19 protein-coding genes are annotated in these 21672 nt (G+C 37.2%); 6 read left to right on the forward strand and 13 right to left on the reverse strand.

The features are described 5' to 3' along the window. The 3 genes from prpC to epmA all read left to right on the forward strand — a co-directional run. Positions 1-981: bifunctional 2-methylcitrate synthase/citrate synthase (gene prpC / locus ACK2M2_RS01390; protein ID WP_419345894.1), on the forward strand; the 981-nt coding region annotated here is incomplete at its 5' end. Positions 982-1185: 204 nt separating this feature from the next. Then, positions 1186-2253 carry a 4-phosphoerythronate dehydrogenase gene (locus ACK2M2_RS01395; protein ID WP_419345895.1) on the forward strand — a complete coding sequence of 356 codons (1068 nt, stop codon included), beginning with the start codon at positions 1186-1188 and terminating at the stop codon, positions 2251-2253. Further along, positions 2250-3233, forward strand: coding sequence for an EF-P lysine aminoacylase EpmA (gene epmA, locus ACK2M2_RS01400; protein WP_419345896.1), 984 nt, complete (start codon positions 2250-2252; stop codon positions 3231-3233). The genes ACK2M2_RS01395 and epmA overlap by 4 nt, the downstream gene beginning before the upstream one ends. Positions 3234-3534: 301 nt before the next feature. Here epmA and ACK2M2_RS01405 read toward each other — a convergent pair whose 3' ends face one another. The 9 genes from ACK2M2_RS01405 to ahcY all read right to left on the reverse strand — a co-directional run bounded on the left by ACK2M2_RS01405 (position 3535) and on the right by ahcY (position 16228). After that, the gene (locus ACK2M2_RS01405) at positions 3535-4689 is read right to left on the reverse strand and encodes an MFS transporter (RefSeq protein WP_419345897.1); all 1155 of its coding nucleotides are present in this window, start codon (positions 4687-4689) and stop codon (positions 3535-3537) included. A 77-nt stretch (positions 4690-4766) separates the two neighbouring features. Further along, positions 4767-5369, reverse strand: coding sequence for a TetR/AcrR family transcriptional regulator (locus ACK2M2_RS01410; RefSeq protein WP_419345898.1), 603 nt, complete (start codon positions 5367-5369; stop codon positions 4767-4769). A gap of 177 nt (positions 5370-5546) precedes the next feature. Then, positions 5547-6047, reverse strand: coding sequence for a GNAT family N-acetyltransferase (locus tag ACK2M2_RS01415; RefSeq protein ID WP_409511860.1), 501 nt, complete (start codon positions 6045-6047; stop codon positions 5547-5549). Between the two features lie 251 nt (positions 6048-6298). After that, positions 6299-7540: a multifunctional CCA addition/repair protein gene (locus tag ACK2M2_RS01420; RefSeq protein WP_419345899.1), complete on the reverse strand. Its 1242-nt coding sequence runs from the start codon at positions 7538-7540 to the stop codon at positions 6299-6301. Between the two features lie 92 nt (positions 7541-7632). After that, a complete protein-coding gene (locus tag ACK2M2_RS01425; RefSeq protein WP_409511938.1) occupies positions 7633-9912 on the reverse strand; it encodes an NADP-dependent malic enzyme in 2280 nt (759 codons plus the stop codon). A gap of 135 nt (positions 9913-10047) precedes the next feature. Then, positions 10048-12912: an EAL domain-containing protein gene (locus ACK2M2_RS01430; protein WP_419345900.1), complete on the reverse strand. Its 2865-nt coding sequence runs from the start codon at positions 12910-12912 to the stop codon at positions 10048-10050. 184 nt (positions 12913-13096) lie between these two features. Further along, a complete protein-coding gene (locus tag ACK2M2_RS01435; protein ID WP_419345901.1) occupies positions 13097-13804 on the reverse strand; it encodes a 16S rRNA (uracil(1498)-N(3))-methyltransferase in 708 nt (235 codons plus the stop codon). A 43-nt stretch (positions 13805-13847) separates the two neighbouring features. Beyond that, a complete protein-coding gene (gene metF, locus ACK2M2_RS01440) occupies positions 13848-14684 on the reverse strand; it encodes a methylenetetrahydrofolate reductase [NAD(P)H] (protein ID WP_409511864.1) in 837 nt (278 codons plus the stop codon). Between the two features lie 161 nt (positions 14685-14845). Further along, a complete protein-coding gene (gene ahcY, locus ACK2M2_RS01445) occupies positions 14846-16228 on the reverse strand; it encodes an adenosylhomocysteinase (protein ID WP_409511865.1) in 1383 nt (460 codons plus the stop codon). A 302-nt stretch (positions 16229-16530) separates the two neighbouring features. Between ahcY and ACK2M2_RS01450 the strand changes: the two genes are divergently transcribed. Continuing rightward, complete coding sequence (locus ACK2M2_RS01450; protein WP_409511866.1) at positions 16531-16845, forward strand: NGG1p interacting factor NIF3; 315 nt, start codon at positions 16531-16533, stop codon at positions 16843-16845. A 119-nt stretch (positions 16846-16964) separates the two neighbouring features. On the opposite strand, the gene ACK2M2_RS01455 is transcribed toward ACK2M2_RS01450, so the two are convergent. Continuing rightward, entirely contained in the window at positions 16965-17723 is a 759-nt protein-coding gene (locus ACK2M2_RS01455) for a nitroreductase family protein (RefSeq protein WP_419345902.1), read from the reverse strand. Positions 17724-17839: 116 nt separating this feature from the next. Beyond that, positions 17840-18640 (reverse strand): enoyl-CoA hydratase-related protein, encoded by an 801-nt coding sequence (locus tag ACK2M2_RS01460; protein WP_409511868.1) that lies wholly within the window; start codon positions 18638-18640, stop codon positions 17840-17842. A gap of 99 nt (positions 18641-18739) precedes the next feature. Between ACK2M2_RS01460 and ACK2M2_RS01465 the strand changes: the two genes are divergently transcribed. After that, entirely contained in the window at positions 18740-19309 is a 570-nt protein-coding gene (locus ACK2M2_RS01465) for a nicotinate-nicotinamide nucleotide adenylyltransferase (protein WP_419345903.1), read from the forward strand. 16 nt (positions 19310-19325) lie between these two features. Here ACK2M2_RS01465 and ACK2M2_RS01470 read toward each other — a convergent pair whose 3' ends face one another. Then, positions 19326-20258 carry a LysR family transcriptional regulator ArgP gene (locus tag ACK2M2_RS01470; RefSeq protein ID WP_419345904.1) on the reverse strand — a complete coding sequence of 311 codons (933 nt, stop codon included), beginning with the start codon at positions 20256-20258 and terminating at the stop codon, positions 19326-19328. Positions 20259-20431: 173 nt separating this feature from the next. On the opposite strand from ACK2M2_RS01470, the gene ACK2M2_RS01475 reads away from it, so the two are divergent. Beyond that, complete coding sequence (locus ACK2M2_RS01475; RefSeq protein WP_409511871.1) at positions 20432-21037, forward strand: LysE/ArgO family amino acid transporter; 606 nt, start codon at positions 20432-20434, stop codon at positions 21035-21037. 152 nt (positions 21038-21189) lie between these two features. Here ACK2M2_RS01475 and ACK2M2_RS01480 read toward each other — a convergent pair whose 3' ends face one another. Further along, a complete protein-coding gene (locus ACK2M2_RS01480; protein ID WP_419345905.1) occupies positions 21190-21648 on the reverse strand; it encodes a peroxiredoxin in 459 nt (152 codons plus the stop codon). Positions 21649-21672 lie beyond the last annotated feature (24 nt).

Here is a 21672-nt window from a genome sequence, read left to right on the forward strand (position 1 = left end):
TACCTGATTTTCTTTGGTGAATTACCAACAGCAGAACAGCTTGCAACATACAAAGCAAAACTCAAATCATTACGTCAATTGCCACAAGCACTTAAAGAAGTTCTTGAACGCATTCCTGCAGATTCACATCCAATGGATGTGATGCGTACAGGTGTTTCAATGCTCGGTAACATTGAAACTGAAAAAACATTCGATGAGCAACAAGATGTAGCAGACCGTATCCTTGCAACCTTGCCTGCTATCATTTGTTACTGGTACCGTTTCAGCCATGATGGCGTACGCATTGAAGAAAATACTGATGATGATTCAATTGGTGCTCAATTCTTGCATTTACTTCGTGGTGAAAAACCAAATGAATTGCATGAGCAAGTGATGAATGTCTCGTTGATTTTGTATGCAGAGCATGAATTTAACGCTTCTACATTCACAGCGCGAGTATGTGCATCAACACTTTCAGATATGCATTCATGTATTACAGGTGCGATTGGATCACTCCGTGGTCCATTACATGGTGGTGCGAATGAAGCTGCGATGGAAATGATTGAAAACTGGACGTCTCCTGAAGAAGCTGAACGTGAAATGTTGGGTAAGTTAGCACGTAAAGAAAAGATTATGGGCTTTGGTCATGCGATCTACAAAGATAATGATCCACGTAACGGCATCATCAAAATTTGGTCAGAGAAATTAGCGAAAGATGTAGGTGATACCACGCTTTACCCAGTATCAGTGCGCTGTGAAGAAGTGATGTGGCGTGAGAAGAAATTGTTCTGTAATGCAGACTTCTTCCATGCATCGGCATACCATTTTATGGACATTGCAACCAAGCTATTTACACCAATCTTTGTGATGAGTCGTGTAACAGGTTGGGCTGCACATGTCATGGAGCAACGTGCAGACAATCGTATTATTCGTCCAAGTGCGGATTATACGGGTTATGAACTTCGTAAAGTATTGCCGATTGAAGAGCGTGAAGCTGCTTAATCATATAACAGTATCATGCATCAGTTTATAAATGCATGATGTAAAAGATAAAAATGCCCAATCTAATAATTGGGCATTTTTAATTCTATTTTTTTCCGCTGTATAAATTTCTTTGAACGAAATGGATGAATTCACTACAGATGCGATATAGCGATCATTTCAGCAAAACGGTATGATGAAGATACTGAAATGTGGAATAACACTATGAACATCGTTGCAGATGAAAATCTCGCATTTACTGAATATTTTTTTGCCGAATTTGGAGAAATTAACAATCAAGCAGGGCGTACAATTACACATGAAGAGGTAAAAAATGCCGATGCTTTATTGGTGCGTTCAGTGACGAAGGTGAATCAGCAACTGATTGAAAATACAAAACTAAAATTTGTCGGTAGTGCAACCATTGGCACAGATCATTTAGATATTAACACATTGGAACAACAGGGAATTGCATGGTCAAATGCAGCTGGTTGCAATGCGCAAGCGGTTTCTGAATATGTAATTACTGCTTTATTGCACATTGATGCTCAATTTTTAGATTTGGGTAAACAATTTACTTTAGGTATTATTGGTTTAGGGAATGTCGGTTCACGTTTGGCATATATGGCACAACTTTTAGGTTGGAATGTGATTGGTTATGATCCATTTGTAAAAAATTTAAATATTCAACAGGTTGAGCTAGATACATTATTAAAGCAAGCTAATGCCATTACTACGCATGTACCACTGACCCAAACAGGTGAGCATCCAACCTATCATTTAATCAATGCAGAAACTTTGGCAATGATGAAACCTGAAACCATTTTAATTAATTCAGCACGCGGTGCAGTGGTTGAAGAAGCGGCTTTAATTGCAGATATTTTAAAAAATCAGCGTAGAGTAGTGCTTGATGTTTTTGAGCATGAGCCAGAAATTTCAGAAGAATTATTAAAAATTATTACGCTTGTTACGCCACACATTGCTGGTTATAGCCTAGAAGGTAAAGCTCGTGGTACACAGATGATTTATGATGCATTTTGCAAAACATTTGATTTTAGCGCGCATAAAAAATTTGAAACAAAGTTACCTGCCTGTGAACAATATTTTTATGGCAATAACATTAAACAAACCCTGAAAAAATATTTATCAACCATTTATGACATTGCCCGCGATGATGCCAATTTAAGAGCAACATTAAAAGATGGCAAAGTGGATCAAAAAGCTTTTGATTATTTACGTAAAACCTATCCTTTACGTCGTGAATGGGCTGCACATGGTGGGCCAAAAGCATGAATGATTCTCGTATCAAATATCAGCCAACGTGTGACCTCAACGCCTTAAAAGCCCGTGCCAAAATGTATGCACAATTGCGTCAGTTTTTTTCTGAACGTAATGTGTTGGAGGTTGAGACTCCTGTACTTTCGCAAGCTGGCGTCACTGATATACATTTGGCTTCTGTACAGGCATTGCGTCATATCGGTGGTCGAAAACAAACGCATTATTTACAGACTTCACCTGAGTTTGCCATGAAGCGATTATTGGCGAGTGGCAGTGGGGCGATTTATCAGATTTGTAAGGTATTTCGTGATGATGAACATGGGCGTAAGCACAATAGTGAATTTACCATGTTGGAATGGTATCGCCCTGAGTTTTCATTGAAAGATTTAATGCTTGAAGTGACCGATTTGCTCAATGTCGTTTTAGCACAACGTTTCGGAGAAGTTCGTCCGACCATTTATAGCTACAAACATGCTTTTATGGATCGTTTGGATCTCAATCCGCTCAAGGCGACTTTGCAGGAATTGAAAAATGCCTGTCACCGTGTTGGTTTAAATCTAGATTTGGGCAATGATCGTTTGGGTTATATTGACCTGTTGTTCTCTCACATGGTTGAACCGAGTTTAGGTTTTGATACGCCTGTATTTTTAACCGATTTTCCACCTGAAATGGCTTCTCTTGCCAAAACACGTATTGATGCAGATGGTGAGTTGGTTGCAGCTCGTTTTGAGTTATATATTGAAGGTTTAGAGCTTGCCAATGCTTATGATGAATTGATTGATGCCAATGTGTTGCGTAGTCGTTTTGAAGACGATAATGCAGAGCGTGAAAAATTAGGTTTACATGTGATGCCAATTGACGAGTATTTACTCGCAGCTTTGCCGAATATGCCTGAGTGTTCAGGAATTGCTTTGGGAATAGACCGCTTGTTGATGGTGGTACAAAATCAGATGAAGTTAGAAAAAGTCATCAGTTTCCCTGCTGAGGTGTCGTAATTTATAAACGATAAATAGATGAAAATGGGATTTAATACAATTTTTATTTTCTGTAAGGAACAAAAGTTCTCTACAAAAAGATGTATAGATAGCGATGCTTAACTAAATAAGGTTTATTGGTACTTATCCAAAATATTATTTTTAATTGTAAAATGGATCAAAATAAACTAAACAAATCCGATATGGTTTCATATCGGATTTGTTGTAGATGACAAGTCAATTTTTCGATATAAGCATTTAATTTTAAATAAAAATATTTTTCATAAGTGCCATTATATAGAATGATTACGTTACATTTGTATCAAGACCAACCTTGTTGACGATTACGTACGTAAGGCAGAAGTGAAGCCAATGCCAATATTGCCAATACTGCACCAATCCATAAGCCTGAACGTAAGCCATAACCATTTGTAATTGCTAAACCACCTATATAGGAACCTCCACCTAAGCCAATGTTAATCACTGAGGTATGTACTGCATTGACCATAGGACCCGGATGCGCAACACTGACAATTCTTGCCATCATTGCAGGATTCATTGGAACACCAGATAATCCAATCAAAATTATTGCAATGATTGCTATAGTTTTATATTCGGCAAATATTGCAAAGGCAAATAAAGATATACTTAATACGGTTAGTCCAATCAGCATAATTTTAAGGCTATGGTCATGTGCTAAGCGACCTGTGATCATATTCCCTACAATGTTTGAGAAACCAAATGCCATTAAAATAAATGGAACGACTTGCATACTAAATCCAGTGATATCGACCAAAACAGGAACGAAATAACTAAAAGCTGCAAAGCTAGCACCTAAAATTAGGCAACTTGTTGCACAAGCTTTCCAATACGCTTTATTTTTAAAGGCTTTGATCTCTTCTTCCATTTTAAGTTGCCCACCGCCTGATACTTCAGGTAAAAGACGTACTAGAGCAATCAAACAAATGAATACCAATACTGCGACTAAACCAAAGGTAATACGCCAGCCCCATTGTTGATCAATCATTGTCGCAAGAGGGACTCCAAACACATTGGAAATCATAAAGCCGCCAATAACAATGGCTGCTGCTCGAGGCTTATTATGGTTCGGAACCATCGCCATGCTTATGGCAAGAGAAAGACTCAGACAGCCTGCACATAAGACACCCGTGACAAAACGGATTACAATTAAAATAGCATGGCTAGAGTTGAAAGCGCTTAAACCTTGGATCACAACATAAAGTATGAAAAGAATTAGCAAAACTTTTCGATATTGGACTTTATATTTTAGAAAAAAGTAGGTGAGTACAGGCCCGCCGAACATGACACCAAAGGCATAATATGAAATTAAATGTCCAACGTCACCTACGCTGATTCCAAAGGCTTGGGATAAAGTGGCGGTCATACCTGCGACCATCAATTCGGCTGTACCAATTGAAAAAATTGCTAGACCTAATATATATACTGCTAACGGCATTTTGTTAATACATTCCTATTTCTTTAACGATCATTACAAAAATAAAAAGTTTAATTACTTTCGCAGTGATGACGCAGTTAGAGGTTGGCTAAGAGACCATTAACGACATCTTCTAGAAAGCTTTTATCTGAAATATTTTTGTTTAGTACACGCAAACCGTAGTATCCAGCTAAAAAGCCTCTTGCCATTTCAAGAGCTGAGGCTTTTGTACTGAATTCCCCATTTGCTTGTCCTTCGACAAATACCGTGAGGAGAGAATTCTCTAGGCGTTGTCGATATTCTAGATTCAGGCTTGAAACAACCTGATCTTTATCTCCCATCTCTAAAGCAGAGAATAAGACCATGGCTTCATGCTGTTCTGATTGTGAAAGATCCTCAGCAATCCCCCAAAGTAAAAGGGATCGTAATCGTTCTTTGAACAGTCCTGACTGTGCGAGAATGGATAATTGTGCTGCCATGGTTTTTTCATGGCTACGTAGCAAAGCTTGTTCATATAAAGCTTGTTTGCTACCAAAGGCGTTATATAAACTTCCTCGCCCTAATCCAGTAACATCACATAAATTTTGCGCAGAAGTACCTGCATAGCCATTACTACTAAAGACAGTTATAGCGGCATCAATGATTTCTTTATCTTCAAACTGTCTAGGACGGCCTGGATAATTAGATTTGTCATCACTCATGGATGATCCTGAGTGGGAGTGAACTGAGAGGAATACTAAATATTATGGAACGAGTTGTCAAATATTAAATTTAAAAAATAATTGCTAGTTTATGGATTGTCTAAAATTAATGCTATACTCCTTATGGAAAATTAAATCAATACTTTATAAAGAATATTATATTAGATACTTAATGGTTTAGAAATTTTTATTAAAGAAAACAACATCCATATTTAAAAAATTAGATCTGAAAGTTGTACTGAATCCTAACTTCTTTAGAAGATTATGAGCTGGTAAGTTTTGTTCTTCAGAAAAGGCTATTACATTTTTAAAGCCTCTATTTTTCATATTTTCTATTAATTTAGAGGCAGCTTCAACGATGTACCCTTGACCTCGTTCACTTTTGATTAATCTGAATCCTAATTCGGCTTGATCTCTTCCATCTAAAGTACATATTTCAAAACCACAGTAACCAATAATCTTAGTTGTATTTTTGGAGATAATAGCCATTTTTCCAAATCCGTATTTTTCATAATGCTCTAAAATTTCATAAAAACGGTTTGTAGCATCTTTAACATTTAATGAACCATTAGGTGAAAAAGCCATAAAGTCCTCATCTTGAAATAGTAAGATAGCTTCATTTAAATTTTCTTTAGAAAATGGTCTTAAAGATAAATTTTTAGTCTCAAATGTGCTCATCTTTTAAATTCACCTAAAATTATCATAATAAAACTTATACGAAAGAGATAGAATAAATTAATTAATTTCAATATATTATGGAAAGTAAAATAGCTAGTCTTAAAAAATGGAAGTTTTTTAAACAAACTTTTATGATTGTATGAAAACCACGATCAAGAAGTTCCTGAAAATTGTAAATGCTTTATATTAGCTGAAGAGCTATAAAAATCTGCTAGCTCTTCGAGCGTTCCCGCTATTTCTGAGTGGGATTTTTAAACCACTTGATCAGGCTGATTATAATTTTGCTTAAAGTCAGAAATCGCTTCAATTCGCTTTTGAATGAGCATTTCACCAATATCAGGACCTTTTACATCCGCAGGTAAGTCAGAAGCCTTAATGTTACGAACCTTATGCATCACATCCAACAAATACTGCGCTTGCGGATAAGCACGATCTTCTAAACCTAATCGACCTTTAGCATCACACTCACAGGCTTGAAGGAAAGCTTCAACACGTTCAGGGCGACGCAGCACATCTAAACGCTGTAACAAGCGCCAAACAGTACCTGCTTTTAAGGTAAATGCTTGATGACACTTTAAATGTTCCTTACACACAGCAAGTGCAAGTTGCTTAGTATTGGTTGGTACACGTAAACGATCACAGACTTGAGTGACAGGTGCGATACCACGTTCTTCATGCATAATATGACGAGGCAATTCATCGACTGGCGTCAGGGCTTTACCTAAATCATGTACCAAAACGGCAAAACGAACATCCAATGAATAGTGAGCTTTACAAGCTTGTCGTAAAGACATCATGGTATGAATCCCACAATCAATTTCAGGATGATATTCAGGACGTTGCGGCACACCATACAAAGCATCAATTTCAGGAAAGAGGATTTTTAAAGCACCACATTCACGTAATACTTCAAAATAAACATCAGCATGATCTTCCATAAGTGCACGAGAAGTTTCTTTCCAAACTCGCTCAGGTGTCAATGCATTGAGTTCACCCGATTCAGTCAATTGACGCATTAAAACTAGAGTTTCATCGGCGACAGTAAAACCATACTGTGCATAACGAGCTGCAAAACGAGCCACACGTAAAACACGTAAAGGGTCTTCGGCAAAAGCAGGAGAAACATGGCGTAAAATTTTGTTGGCTAAATCTTGTTGTCCACCATAAGGGTCATAAACTGTACCCTCGTCATCCATAGCCATCGCATTGATGGTTAAGTCACGACGAATCAGGTCATCTTCAAGGGTAACAGAAGGGTCGGTATAAAATTCAAAGCCATGATAACCATGCCCAGACTTACGTTCAGTACGGGCAAGTGCATATTCTTCTTTTGTTTTAGGATGTAAAAACACAGGGAAATCTTTACCCACAGGTTGGTAACCTTGAGCAATCAGTTGTTCAGGTGTTGCACCGACAACCACATAATCTTTTTCGTGATAGGGATGCCCTAACAAACGATCTCGGACAGCACCACCGACTAAATAAACACGCATGAAAAAACCTCTATTCTTAATGCCATCATGCAACAGAATAGAGGTTTTCTCAAGTGACTCGATGTGAATTCAAGTCACAAAGTGAATACCAATTACAGAGCGTCTTTTTCAGCTTCCTGAATTTCAGCAACAGTAAGTGCAGTCATATTCACTAAACGACGAGTTGTTGCCGTTGGTGTTAAAATATGAACAGGTTTCGCTGCACCCAATAAAATTGGACCAATGGTGACATTGTTGCCTGAAGTTGCTTTTAACAAGTTGAATGAAATGTTTGCAGCATCCAAGTTTGGCATAATCAACAAGTTTGCAGAACCCTTGAAGCGTGAGTTCGGGAATGCAAAATGACGAATATTTTCATCAAGTGCAGCATCAGCATGCATTTCACCCTCAACTTCAAGCTCAGGTGCAATTTCAGTCAAGATTTCAAACACTTTACGCATTTTTTGTGCGCTCGCATCATTTTGATCTGAACCAAAGCTCGAGTGAGAAAGGAGTGCAACACGAGGTGTCATACCAAAACGGCGCACTTCTTCAGCCGCTAATATGGTCATTTCAGCCAATTGTTCAGCCGTTGGATTACGGTTGATATATGTGTCTGCAATAAACAAATTACGATCTTCAAGCATCAATGCATTGAGAGTAAAGAAGTTATTACGACCTTCTTTTAAACCAATGACATTTTGTACGAAATCTAAATGAATATCATAGCTTGAGTAAGTACCGCAAAGCATACCGTCCGCTTTACCAAATTTGACCAACATTGCAGCAATGAGCGTAGAGCGACGACGTGATTCACGTTGTGCATACTCAGGTGTAACCCCTTTACGCTGCATAATGCTGTGGTAGTCGGCTGCAAACTCTTCATAATCAGGATTTTTTTCCTGATCAACGATCGTGATATTTTCACCATTTTCAAGGCGTAAACCAAGCTTTTTGATGTTTGCTTCAATCACTGAAGTACGACCGACAAGAATTGGATGCGCTAGACCTTCATCAACGGCAATTTGTACAGCACGAAGTACACGTAAATCTTCGCCTTCTGCGTAAGCGATACGCTTAGGATCAGATTTAGCTTGTGCAAAAATCGGTTTCATCATAAGTGCTGAGTTATAAACAAACTCAGAAAGACGTTGACGATATGCTGAGAAATCTTGAATTGGACGGCTTGCAACACCTGAATCCATTGCCGCTTGTGCAACAGCAGGCGCAATTTCCAAAATCAAACGCTGATCAAGTGGACGTGGAATAAGATAATCACGACCAAATGATGCAGATTTTTCACCATAAGATGCGGCATCTGCTTCAACGTGTGCCATACGTGCAATTGCATGTACACATGCAATCTTCATTTCTTCGTTAATGGTGGTTGCACCAACGTCCAAAGCACCACGGAAAATATATGGGAAACAAAGTGCGTTATTCACTTGGTTCGGATAGTCTGAACGACCTGTTGCCATGATCACATCATTACGAACTTCGTGTGCATGTTCAGGTAAAATTTCTGGATCTGGGTTGGCAAGGGCAAAGATAATAGGATCTTTCGCCATGACTTTAACCATTTCTTTGGTTAAAATACCTGCGGCAGAAAGACCTAAGAACATATCTGCATCTGCAATAACATCAGCAAGTTGAGTGCCTTCGATGTCTTGTACATAACGTTTTTTAGAGTCGTCTAGACCTTCACGTTTTGTTGTCAGTAGACCTCGTGAGTCCGCAACAATAATGTTTTCTTTTTTCGCACCAATCGCACAAAGCAAGTCTAGGCAAGACAGTGCCGCAGCACCTGCGCCTGAAGCAACGATTTTAATTTCGTCAATTTTTTTGCCATTTAATTGCAACGCATTCAGTAGAGCAGATCCAACGATAATGGATGTACCGTGCTGATCATCGTGGAACACAGGGATATTCATACGTTCACGAAGTTTTTGTTCAATATAAAAGCATTCTGGTGCTTTAATGTCTTCTAAGTTGATACCACCAAAAGTAGGTTCGAGTGCAGCAACAATATCAACAATTTTGTCTGGATCATTTTCGTCAATTTCAATGTCAAATACATCAACACCAGCGAATTTTTTAAATAAAACGCCTTTGCCTTCCATCACAGGTTTAGAAGCAAGAGGACCAATATTCCCTAGGCCCAATACAGCAGTACCATTGGTGATCACGGCAACTAAGTTACCACGTGCTGTATAAAGTGCTGCTTTAGATGGGTCTTTTTCAATTTCAAGACATGGTGCAGCAACACCTGGTGAGTACGCTAAAGCTAAATCGTGTTGGTTAACAAGCTGTTTGCTTGGCGTAACACTGATTTTTCCAGGCGTAGGAAATTCATGATAATAAAGGGCTTGTTGCTTTAATGATTGATCGTCCATCTGAATCTCTATTGTTACAATGTTCCAGCGAGGCTGGCAGTTTTGGCTAAATTCAACCGAATATAACACTTGTTGAGCAATACGGACAGTCATTCAGCCCGTTTTTTAGGCTAACTTAGACTTAAAAAGTTATTTTTAAGAGAAATTAGCAATCAGCTCATTTTGTTCAAGATACTGTGTACTTTGAGTGGTAGTCAGGGGTTTTGAGTAATAAAAACCTTGGAAAATATAACAACCACGATTTTTTAAAAACTCAATTTGTTCAATAGTTTCGACACCTTCAGCCACCAACATCATGCCAATGGTTTGTCCTAAAACAATTATGGCATTTACAATGGCTTCATCTTTTTCTTTCCCAATACGGCTAATAAAAGCTTTATCAATTTTTAAAGTATCAATAGGGTAGTTGGTAAGGTAAGCGAGGGAAGAGTAGCCTGTGCCAAAGTCATCTAATGAAATTGAAATTTTTCGCTCTTTAATTTGTTTTAATAATTCAATGACATGATCCGATTTATCGAGTAATGATGATTCAGTCAATTCAACTTCAAGCATCTCACCCGAAAGTTGATTACTTTCAAGTGCATGATCAATATCATTTAGTAAATGACCTCGGTGAATTTGTTGCGCCACAATGTTGACCGAAACACGAATGTAATCAAAACCTGCATTTTGCCATTTTTTCAGTTGTTTACAGGTTTCGAATAGTACAAATTGTCCAATTTCATTAATTAAACTCGTTTCTTCTGCAAGGGGAATAAACATATCTGGACGGACTAATCCGAGTTCAGGATGTTGCCATCGAACCAATGCCTCAAAACCAAAAATTCGATTGGTCTTAATACATACTTTGGGCTGATAATAGACCATAAATTCTTTATTTTTAATGGCTTTTCTTAGCTCACTTTCAAGGTTTACTCCATGATTAAGCAGTTGTCCCGATTTATTAGCATAAAAATGTATGGTATTGCCCCCAACATTTTTCGCTTCTGACAGTGCAAGCTCAGCGTGACTATTTAGGCTATCAATTTGACGACCATGTTCAGGGTAAAGTGCAACTCCAATAGAAATGGAAATTGTTTGTTCTTTTTTTAAAATAGTAAAAGGTAATTGGAAGGCATCTAAGATGATTTTTGCACGTTTCTGAATAGAAAAATTATTCTGATTGAGATTGTAAATAATCGCAAAATCATCATTGTTTAAATAGGAAATTAGCAGCGCATCTGAGCATGATTGACGTAGGCGTTCAGATACTTGTTTTAGCAGTTCATCGCCTGCATCATTACTTAAAGACTCATTGAATGATCTGAAACGGTCAATATTAATGCGAATAAGTGCAAAGTATTTTAAAGCCTGATTTTTACTCGTAACATAATGATGTAATTGCTGATTGAAATAAAAGCGATTTGGTAAATCTGTCAGTAAATCAAAGTTTTCCAAATAGGAAAGTCGTTGCTCACGTTCAATACGTTCAGTTAAATCGGTAATAATACCAACATAATTGATGACTTTATTTTTATCATCTTTAATGGCATTAATATGCACCCAAAGGGTCAGTTTTTTACCCGAAATAAATTGTTCAGTGATTTCAATTTCATGTTCGCCTTTGGTAATGAGTTGTTTCGCAAACTCAGTATGTCTCTGATAGTCTATAGGCTCATCATGAATGGTGACATCAAAAAGGTGCTTTCCAATGATTTCATTGAGCTTGAAACCTAAGAGTTGTTCAAAATAAGGATTCACATCGAGGTAACATAAATTATTATCGAGGACAAATACACCTTCAGCAACCTGATCAAAAACATTGGTCGCTAAGCGAATTTGTTCTTGATCTTTCTTTTCTTTTTGTACATCACGATGTATTCCAACCATGCGAAGTGGTTTGTGATTGGTTGGATGTCTTGCAATTACTTTGCCAATATCTTGAATCCATGCCCACTCATCATTATGTTTTATACGATAAGTTGCTTCAAAACGTTCTGTACGACCACGTAAATGTTGACGCATATTTTGACGGTAATATCCAAAATCATCAGGATGAATATTTAATTCGGTCATGATTGTCGATGGGAGTGTCTGGCTAAAATTATTTACGAATTTATTTTTGGATAAAGAAAAAACTCGTTTTTCAATATTCCATAGCCAAGAATTTATACCCGCTGTTTCATGAGCAAAATCTAAATTTGCCTGATGATCTTCAAGATGATCATTAATCTGTTTAATGTCGTGTGTACGTTCTTTAACTTTTTGTTCAAGCAATTGATTGTTAATTTGTAGTTCTTGTTTCACAGTTTTTGTGAGTGTGACTTCTGCTTGTAATTGTTGCTGTAATTGTTGTGCTTCTTCTAAATGTTTTTGTGATTGGTTAAAAAGCTCAATATTTTTAATATTCATACTATCAAGTTTTTGATGATTTTTATGAGAAATAAAGGCGCCCATAAAAATCATGACAAACCAAATATCTTGCATTAATAGATATTGTATTGGAATTGATTTAGGAAACAATAATTCAATACAAAATGCAGGAAGAATGGAGGGGAGATAGATCCAAAGAAAGTAGCGAAAACGTTGTGTGAGATAAATAATTCCCATGATATAAACCATGCTCAGCATGGTATTTGCCATAATCATAAGGTGTAAAATGGTTTGGTTATCACTTTTAATCACAAGATAATGGTGAATGAGATATACCCCCACTCCAAGTACACAACCTGTCAATAAACAGTACAGTTGATTTAAGGCATCAAGATTGAGCGGGTTTAAACTTGAACGGGATATACCATGATGAATGTTGAACCAAGCAATCCCTGCAATTAAACAAAGGGCTAAAAACCAATACTTTAACGTGATTGGACCATGAGTAAAGTTTAATTGAAAAAGATTTAAGGTAAAAAAACCAATAAATACAACCCATATAAAAAAAACTCTTACATGATGGCTGACACTTTTAATTTGTGATGCATACGAACTCGGAGAAAGAGGCTCGCCTTGAACTTCAATCATATGCATTACACCTATCGCTGTATTAATTTAATATATTGGAAGTATGATTGAACAATATTTTCAATATAAAGCCACGTTGAATCAATGATTAAATTTATTCTTTTCATCAATATTACGTTACTTTTGTTAGGCTTAAAAATCAATATAATTCTAACTAATTAACATTTTTTATGTAAATGTTGATTTAGGTAAAGTTTATGAGTGTAAGTGCGACTACGGGTGCGGTTTCTGTGCGTAAAATCCGATCACCAATACACCAACTCATAAAGCCTGTCTCGTTGGCCATATTGATTTCAGTTTCACTCAATCCGCCTTCAGGACCGATCAGTACAGCAAGTGATGAGCCTGTATTTTGTAAGACATTTTGCTGATTTTTATTGGGTGCTAGGACAAGACGGCTTCCAGGTAAATCACTTTGTAGCCATGCCTCTAATGAGATTGGTGCTAAAATTTCAGGTACACGGTTCATACCGCATTGTTCACAAGCAGCAATAGCAATACCTTGCCAATGTTCAATTTTCTTTTGGTCACGATCGTATTTAAGGCGCATTTCACAACGTTCAGAGGTTAAAAGTTGAATTTTTACAACGCCCAATTCTACAGCCTTTTGAATAGCGTAATCCATCCGATCACCTTTGCTCATGACCTGTCCGAGCAGAGTGCTTTTGGACGGAGTACGATTATCAGCATTAAAAGCATCAACAAAAACCTGTGCAGATTTTTTATTGATTTCTGACAATGTCACATAATATTCACCACCTTGTCCATTGAACAAGGTGGCTGTTTCACCCAATTTAGCACGTAAGACTTTAACCCAATGATGAAATACTGTTTCAGTCAGTTCAACCGTAGTATTTACTGCTAAATCAGTTTCAATATAAAAACGAGGCATTCAGGCTTACTCTTTTAAATGTACAAAATTGGATGATATATAATTAGGCTAAACCGAGGTCAAGCACTAATTGGCGATTTGGTTCTGTATGGTTCATGGTATAGAAATGCAGACTTGGCGCACCACCTGCAATCAGGCGTTCGCAAAGCTTAACATTCACTTCATGACCGAATGCTTTAATACTTGCAGTATCATCACCATAGGCCGCAAGTTGTTTGCGAATCCAACGCGGAATTTCAGCACCTGTACCATCAGCAAAGCGAATTAAGTTGCTTGCATTTGTGATTGGCATAATGCCTGGTGCAACAGGAATATCAAGACCTTCTTTTTGAATGCGATCGATAAAGTAGAAATACGCATCTGGATTGAAGAAGAATTGAGTTAATGCTGCATTTGCACCTGCACGAACTTTTTCACAAAAACGTTGAATGTCTTTATCAAAACTATCGGCTTGAGGATGCATTTCAGGGTAGGCTGCTACTTCAATGTGGAAATGATCACCTGAATGTTCACGAATAAAGCGAACTAAATCCTGTGCATAAGGCAATTCACCTAAGCCGACTTGACCTGAAGGTAAGTCACCACGAAGCGCTACAATACGGTCAATGCCTTGATTTTTATAAATATCTAAAAGCTCAGCGATACGGACTTTGTCATCACCAATACAAGACAGGTGAGGGGCAACAGGCGTACCTTTACCATTAAAATCATTAATTGCAGCTAAAGTGCGTTCACGAGTTGAACCACCCGCACCATAAGTAATGGAAAAAAACTCAGGGTTTAATCGCTGTAATTCTTGATGAACGATTTTAAGTTTTTCCGCACCTGCATCGGTTTTTGTTGGGAAAAACTCAAACGAAATAGGAACACGTTTGGTCATGGTTAAATCCTTTTTATCAAAGACTTGTTTTTTATTAACCCTCATTCCAACCTTCTCCCTGAGCCATATATGGCGTAAGAGAAAGAGAATCCATTACATTATTTAAAACCGTAATGAAAAGTCCCTCTCCTAACAAGAGAGGTTAGGAGAGGTGAAAAAACTTAGTACTTATAAGTCTCAGACTTAAACGGACCTTCAACAGCTACACCTAAGTAATCTGCTTGTAATTGAGTCAATTGAGTCAAGACGCCGCCAAAACCAACAACCATTGCAGCAGCAACTTCTTCATCTAATTTCTTAGGAATAAGTTCTACACGAATTTGAGCTGCTTTTTCAGATTCTGGAAGATCAGCAAATTTTTCTGCAAATAAATGCATTTGACCCAATACTTGGTTAGCAAAAGAACCATCCATAATACGTGATGGGTGACCTGTTGCATTCCCAAGGTTCACTAAACGACCTTCAGAAAGAAGGATTAGGTAGTTATTTTCGTCTTCTGAACGATATACTTGGTGTACTTGTGGCTTAACTTCAACCCATTTGTAACCACGTAAGTAGTTGGTGTCGATTTCAGTATCAAAGTGACCGATGTTACATACAACTGAACCTGCTTTTAATGAATCAAGCATAGCTGAGTCACAAACGTGGTAGTTACCTGTTGTTGTTACGATCAAGTCAGTATTTTGAAGAAGATCAAGATTGATGTCTTCTTTCTTACCTGTTTGTACGCCATTTTTGTATGGAGAAACAACTTCATAACCATCCATACATGCTTGCATAGCACAGATTGGATCAACTTCAGTTACACGTACAATCATACCTTCTTGACGAAGTGATTGTGCAGAACCTTTACCAACGTCACCATAACCGATCACAAGCGCACGACGACCAGATAAAAGCATATCTGTACCACGCTTAATCGCATCATTTAACGAGTGACGGCAACCGTATTTGTTGTCGTTTTTAGACTTCGTTACAGAGTCATTTACGTTGATTGCAGGCACTTTCAACGTACCGTCACGAAGCATTTCATACAGACGTTGAACACCTGTAGTTGTTTCTTCAGTAACACCGTGAATTTTTGCAATCACTTGTGGATATTTTTCATGAACAAGTAATGTTAAATCACCACCATCATCCAAGATCATGTTGGCATCCCAAGGCGTACCATTTACATTAACTTGTTGATCTAAACACCAGTTGTATTCTTCTTCAGTTTCGCCTTTCCAAGCAAAAACAGGAATACCTGCAGCAGCAATAGCAGCAGCAGCATGGTCTTGAGTTGAGAAAATATTACAAGATGTCCAACGAACTTCTGCGCCTAATTCAACTAGGGTTTCAATAAGAACCGCAGTTTGAATGGTCATATGAATACAACCAAGAATTTTTGCGCCAGCAAGTGGTTTTGCAGCAGCATAGCGTTTACGCAAACCCATTAGAGCAGGCATTTCAGCTTCAGCAAGTTTGATTTCTTTACGGCCGTAATCTGCAAGTGAAATATCGGCAACTTTATAATCTGTAAATGAAGCATTAACCGCGTTCATCACGATCTCCTATATGAAAAAATGGATCAGTATGTTCGCGGATGCCGTTTTTGGTTGTTCTGAATAGAATACCGATGGTCGAGCCTAGCGATTTCACATTTATGAGTCTGTGAAAAAGTCGCAGCACCCCTCGACTGCGGGCTATTGTACTTGGATTCGAAAAGTGTTCCAAGTTGAAAGCGCTAATATTCTATATTTTCGTCAGACTCATTTTTTAATTGATCAAAAACTTGTCAGCGTGTCATTTGATCTTTTAGCATGTATTGATGGGGGTTTATTGTGATGCATGAAAAGGGAACGCGATGTTAAAGCTGATTTATTATGTGCCTGAGGCTTATTTAGAAAGTACTAAAACTGCCATTTTTAATGTAGGTGCAGGTGGAATAGGAAATTATGAGCATTGTGCATGGCAAGTATTAGGCACAGGGCAATTTAAGCCTATTAAAGGTGCAAATCCGTTTATTGGTGAATTGGATACTTTAGAGCTAGTGCCTGAATGGCGAGTGGAAACCATCGTGCCTGATAAATTTGCTGGTGCAGTGGCAAAAGCATTAAAAGCAAGCCATCCTTATGAAGAGCCTGCATTTGAGTTTATTCAGATGGTTGAGATTGGATAAATAAAGCCCCTCCCTTTTTAAAGGGATAGGAGCTTTGCTTCGCAAAGAGGGATTAAAGTACAAAAAGTAAATGAAAATAAGTCAATCTCTTTGTCTAAAGGTGAAGGACTTACAAAAGGTTAAACTTTCTGAATAAATAATTCACGATCAAAGCGATATTGTGGGAAGAATACGCCATCTTCAGCACGTTCGCCTGCACCAATCACCATGACAGGGTATTGTTGATCATTGAGGTCTAAAATTTTACGTACTAAAGGTTCATCAAAGCCTTCCATCATACAGCTGTCAAAACTATGTGCGCGCAAAGCTAAAACTAAGTTTTCACAAGCCAAAGCTGTGGTTTTACTTGCCCAAAGTACAGCATCGGCAGGGGTAAATGCAGTCACTGGGAGCTGCTTGTCGAGTGTACGTGCAACCTTAAATGCCACTTTCTTAAAGTTACCCAATGCATTGAAGTAACCTGTTTTATAGTTCAGTGGAATATACGTGTAATATTTTTTAACCAAAGGTGGAACTTCAGGAAATGGAAATTCGTTGATATTACGTTTTGCCATGTCATCAATACGGTCAGTACGAGCTACACAAACAATCAGTTCAGCAGCAGTTTTTGCCGCAAGTTGACCTAAACACGCTTTAATTAATAGCTTCTTCTTAGATGGATTTTGCACAACATAAAATGTCCATGGCTGTAAATTGGACGAGTTTGGTGCTAATAATGCCATGTCGAGACAATCATCTAAAATTTCAGCAGGAATCACCTTGTCGGTAAATTTACGTACGGAACGTCGGCTTTGAACCACTTTTTTAAAGTTTTCAACATCAATATCTTGCGGTGCAGGTTCATAGTAACGTTTTTTTTCTGTATTGACTTTAGACATGATTTTTAACCTTTTTAATGATTTACATTGTTTTAAAATAATATGTTTTAAAAAATAAAACCACTGTACTCATAAAGTCAGTGGTTTTATTTTCAATTCATTTTTAGTTTTAAAACTTAATTGAATTGTGCAAAATCAGGTTTGCGTTTTTGCATAAATGCGGCAACAGCTTCTGCCATTTCAGGAGATTTAACACGTTGCATAAAGATAACAGCTTCATCATCAACACATTGGATGATTTCTTCAAGATTATGTTTCATCATCGCTTTAGTTTGTTTGATTGAAGCCAATGGAAGAGCAGCAAGGGTTTGCGCTTGACGTAATGCGTGACCGTAAACATCATCTTCAATGCTATTGATTAAACCTGCGCTTAAGGCTTTTTCACTGTTAAATTTCTGAGCAGTTAAAAGTAATTCAGCCGCTTTATGATAGCCTGCTTGCTGAATGAGTAATTTACTCGAAGCACCTTCTGGAGAAAGACCAAGGCTCACAAACGGAATTTGGAATAGGGCAGTATTGTCTGCATAAACCATATCTGCATGTAATAAAACAGTTACACCGATTCCAATTGCAACACCACGCACAGCACAGATCAATGGTTTAGATAAACGTGCGGCAGATTTTAATAGCACAAAAGGTGGACCATCACCTTCTTTACCTTCAAGGGGTTGTGAAATGAAAGCCATGAAGTCTTTCATATCATTACCTGCGCTAAAATCAGTATCTGCACCACGTAGAATCACGACACGTACATCATTATCTTGATCTGCTTCATCGAATGCTTTGGCAATCCAAAGGTACAATTCACCATACAATGCATTTTTTGCTTCTGGTCGGTTAATGGCTAAAGTCAGTACACCATTTTCCAAATTTGCGTTTAAATGTTGATGTGGTTGTTGAATACAACTGAGTGTCATCGTACTATCCTTGCTTTCAATTGAAATATTCTTATGAGTCCATTATGTCGCATATTTGCAAATGTGGTGCAACTCATGAGTTCATAAAAAAGAATCAGCATGAACTATATATTTGATTACCTCGTTTTTATTGGTCGTTTTCAGCCTTTTCATTTGGCACATTTGGAAACTGTGAATATTGCGCTACAACACAGTAAACACGTTATTTTGGCATTAGGTTCTGCGCAAAATGAACGTAATATTAAAAATCCATTTCTTGCTGATGAACGTGCACAGATGATTTTATCGAATTTTTCTGCCGAGGATCAAAAACGGATTCATTTTGTTCCTGTAATTGATGTTTATAATGATGAAAAATGGCAAAAAATAGTTAAACTCAAAGTGGGTGGAGTGATTCACAAAGGGGATCGGGTCGGTTTAATTGGGCACTTTAAAGATGACTCTTCGTATTATTTGAAATTTTTTCCTGAGTGGAAAATGCTTGAGCTTGACAGTTTAGTCGGAGCGATGTCTGCAACACCACTGCGTGAAGCTTACTATCGTGGAGAAATTTTGAAGAACGCCTTTCCACAAGGGAGCATTGATTTTTTAAACAATTTTCAACAAACGCCTATTTATACACAATTAAGTAAAAAATTTGCACTAAATGATAAGTCTAATCTTGAATAGATTTTTTATATAAATATTAATGTTCTATATGTGAATCTTCATCTGTGAGGTTTTGAGCGAGATTCATCGCATGATTTGCATGAATTTTAATATGTTCAGTTAATATTGACAACGGTTCAGATTGTTGTTTCCAATGATGCCAATACAGTTGCAGATCAATCGCTAATTCATTTGATATCTCAACTAATTTTCCGCTGTCTAAATGTGGATTAAGTTGATAATCAGGTAGCCATCCATACCCCAATCCCATGACAATCGCATCAACAAATGCACTTGATGACGGAATAAAATGATGTGGATATTGGGTTGGATTTAAGCCAAATTTTTGCTGAATATATCCAGTGTGCATATGATCTTTCTCATTGAAAATCAGTGCAGGTGCGTCACGTAAAGCATCACGGTTTACGCCGTGTGGAAACCACTGTGCAATATATTGTGGTGTAGCAACAAAACGATAATGCATTTGTCCTAAAGAATGTGCTACGCAACCTTTCATTGCATTCGGCTCAGTTGTTAGACAAGCATTAACTAAGCCAGCTTCTAGCAAATGATGCGTTTGTGATTGATCATCCAATTGAAAATGCACAACAATTTTATGTTCAATCAAAATATTTTTGAATAATGGCAGTAGCCAAGTGGCAAGTGTGTCGGCATTGGTGGCAATGTTAATTCGATAAAACTGTGATTTTTCAGTTTTTCCTGTCAAATTTTGCAATAAATTTTGTTCAAGTAAACGACTGTGCTGTAGATAGTGCAATAAAGACTGACCTGCTTGTGTGATTCGACATGGACGCTCACGAACAATCAGTAAATGTCCGAGTAGTTTTTCTAAACTTTGCACACGTAAAGTCACTGCCGAAGCTGTAATGCACAACTGTACTGCGGCAAGATCAAAGCTACCTGTTTCTGCAACAGCTAAAAATGCTGCACAATGTTTATGATTAAGCATAATTTTTAATCCTACTTGAAATTTTCTATTCGTGTAAAAATAGTACTTTTAGTGTATTTAATTCCAATTATAAACTTAATTAAATTTAGTTAGATTGATATTTTCTAAGAAATAATCAATATTATGAAAATTTCAGGATAATACATCCACAATTTTTTGAATGTTATATGGTCATGGTAAATAGTTACATACAGGGACTAATGATGGGTTTTAGCCTGATCATTCCAATTGGGGCACAAAATGCATTTGTACTGAAACAAGGCTTAAAAAAACAATCTGTGTTTTGGGTCTGTTTGGTATGTGCATTGTCCGATTCTATTCTCATTATTTTAGGTGTAACGGGTTTTTCAGTGGTGATACAACAGTACCCTCAATTAATACAATGGGCTAAATGGGGTGGGGCGCTGTTTTTATTTTGGTATGGATTACAACATGCCTTGCAATCCTTTGGTTCAGAACAAAAGATGCAAATTAGTGCAGATGAAACGCAACATTTAAGTAAAATCATTTTAATTTGTTTGACTTTAACATGGCTCAATCCGCATGTATATTTGGATACGGTGGTTTTGCTCGGTTCAATTTCGACACAATTTGAAAATACGAAATTATATTTTGCTTTAGGTGCAGTGACGGCATCTTGGTTATTCTTTTTTGCATTGGGCTATAGTGCAAGAATATTTATTCCTATTTTTGAAAATCCAAAGGCTTGGAAGATTTTAGATGGAGTGATTGCATTGGTAATGTGGGGAATTGCAATTTCACTGATCTTAAATGTATGACATTTAAATGAATGATTTGAAATTTAAGGCTGTTTATATTTGTTTTAGGATAGGTTTTTTAACTATAAGATCAGCCCAAATATTCAATCATCAATATATTTATACATCTAAAACATGAAGTATGTGGGCTAATCGTTATACAGCGTAATTACTTAAGCTTGAAGTGCTTTTAAATCTGCTAAAACTTGTTCAGCATGCCCTGCAGCTTTGACTTTACGATATTCTTTGACCAATGTACCGTTATGGAAAATAAACGTTGAGCGTTCAATGCCCATCACTTTCTTACCATACATATTTTTTTCTTTAATTACATCAAAATGCTGACACAGTACTTCTTCTTTATCACTAATCAAGTTAATGCTGAGATTTTGCTTCTCAGTAAAATTCTGATGTGCTTTCACAGAATCACGAGATACCCCAATAATCGTGGTATTTAGTGCAGAAAACTGCTCTTTCAGTGTTGAAAAATCAACAGCTTGGACTGTACAGCCTGGTGTTGAATCTTTAGGGTAAAAATAAACGAGTAACCATTCTGATGTAACTTCAGCTAAATTAATTTCGCCTGTAGTTGTTTGGAAAGTTTGATTTGGTAAAGTAATACTTGAACTCATATTCATATTCTCCATAAAAATTCA

Source organism: Acinetobacter sp. TY1 (assembly GCF_048551395.1).
Taxonomy (GTDB): domain Bacteria; phylum Pseudomonadota; class Gammaproteobacteria; order Pseudomonadales; family Moraxellaceae; genus Acinetobacter.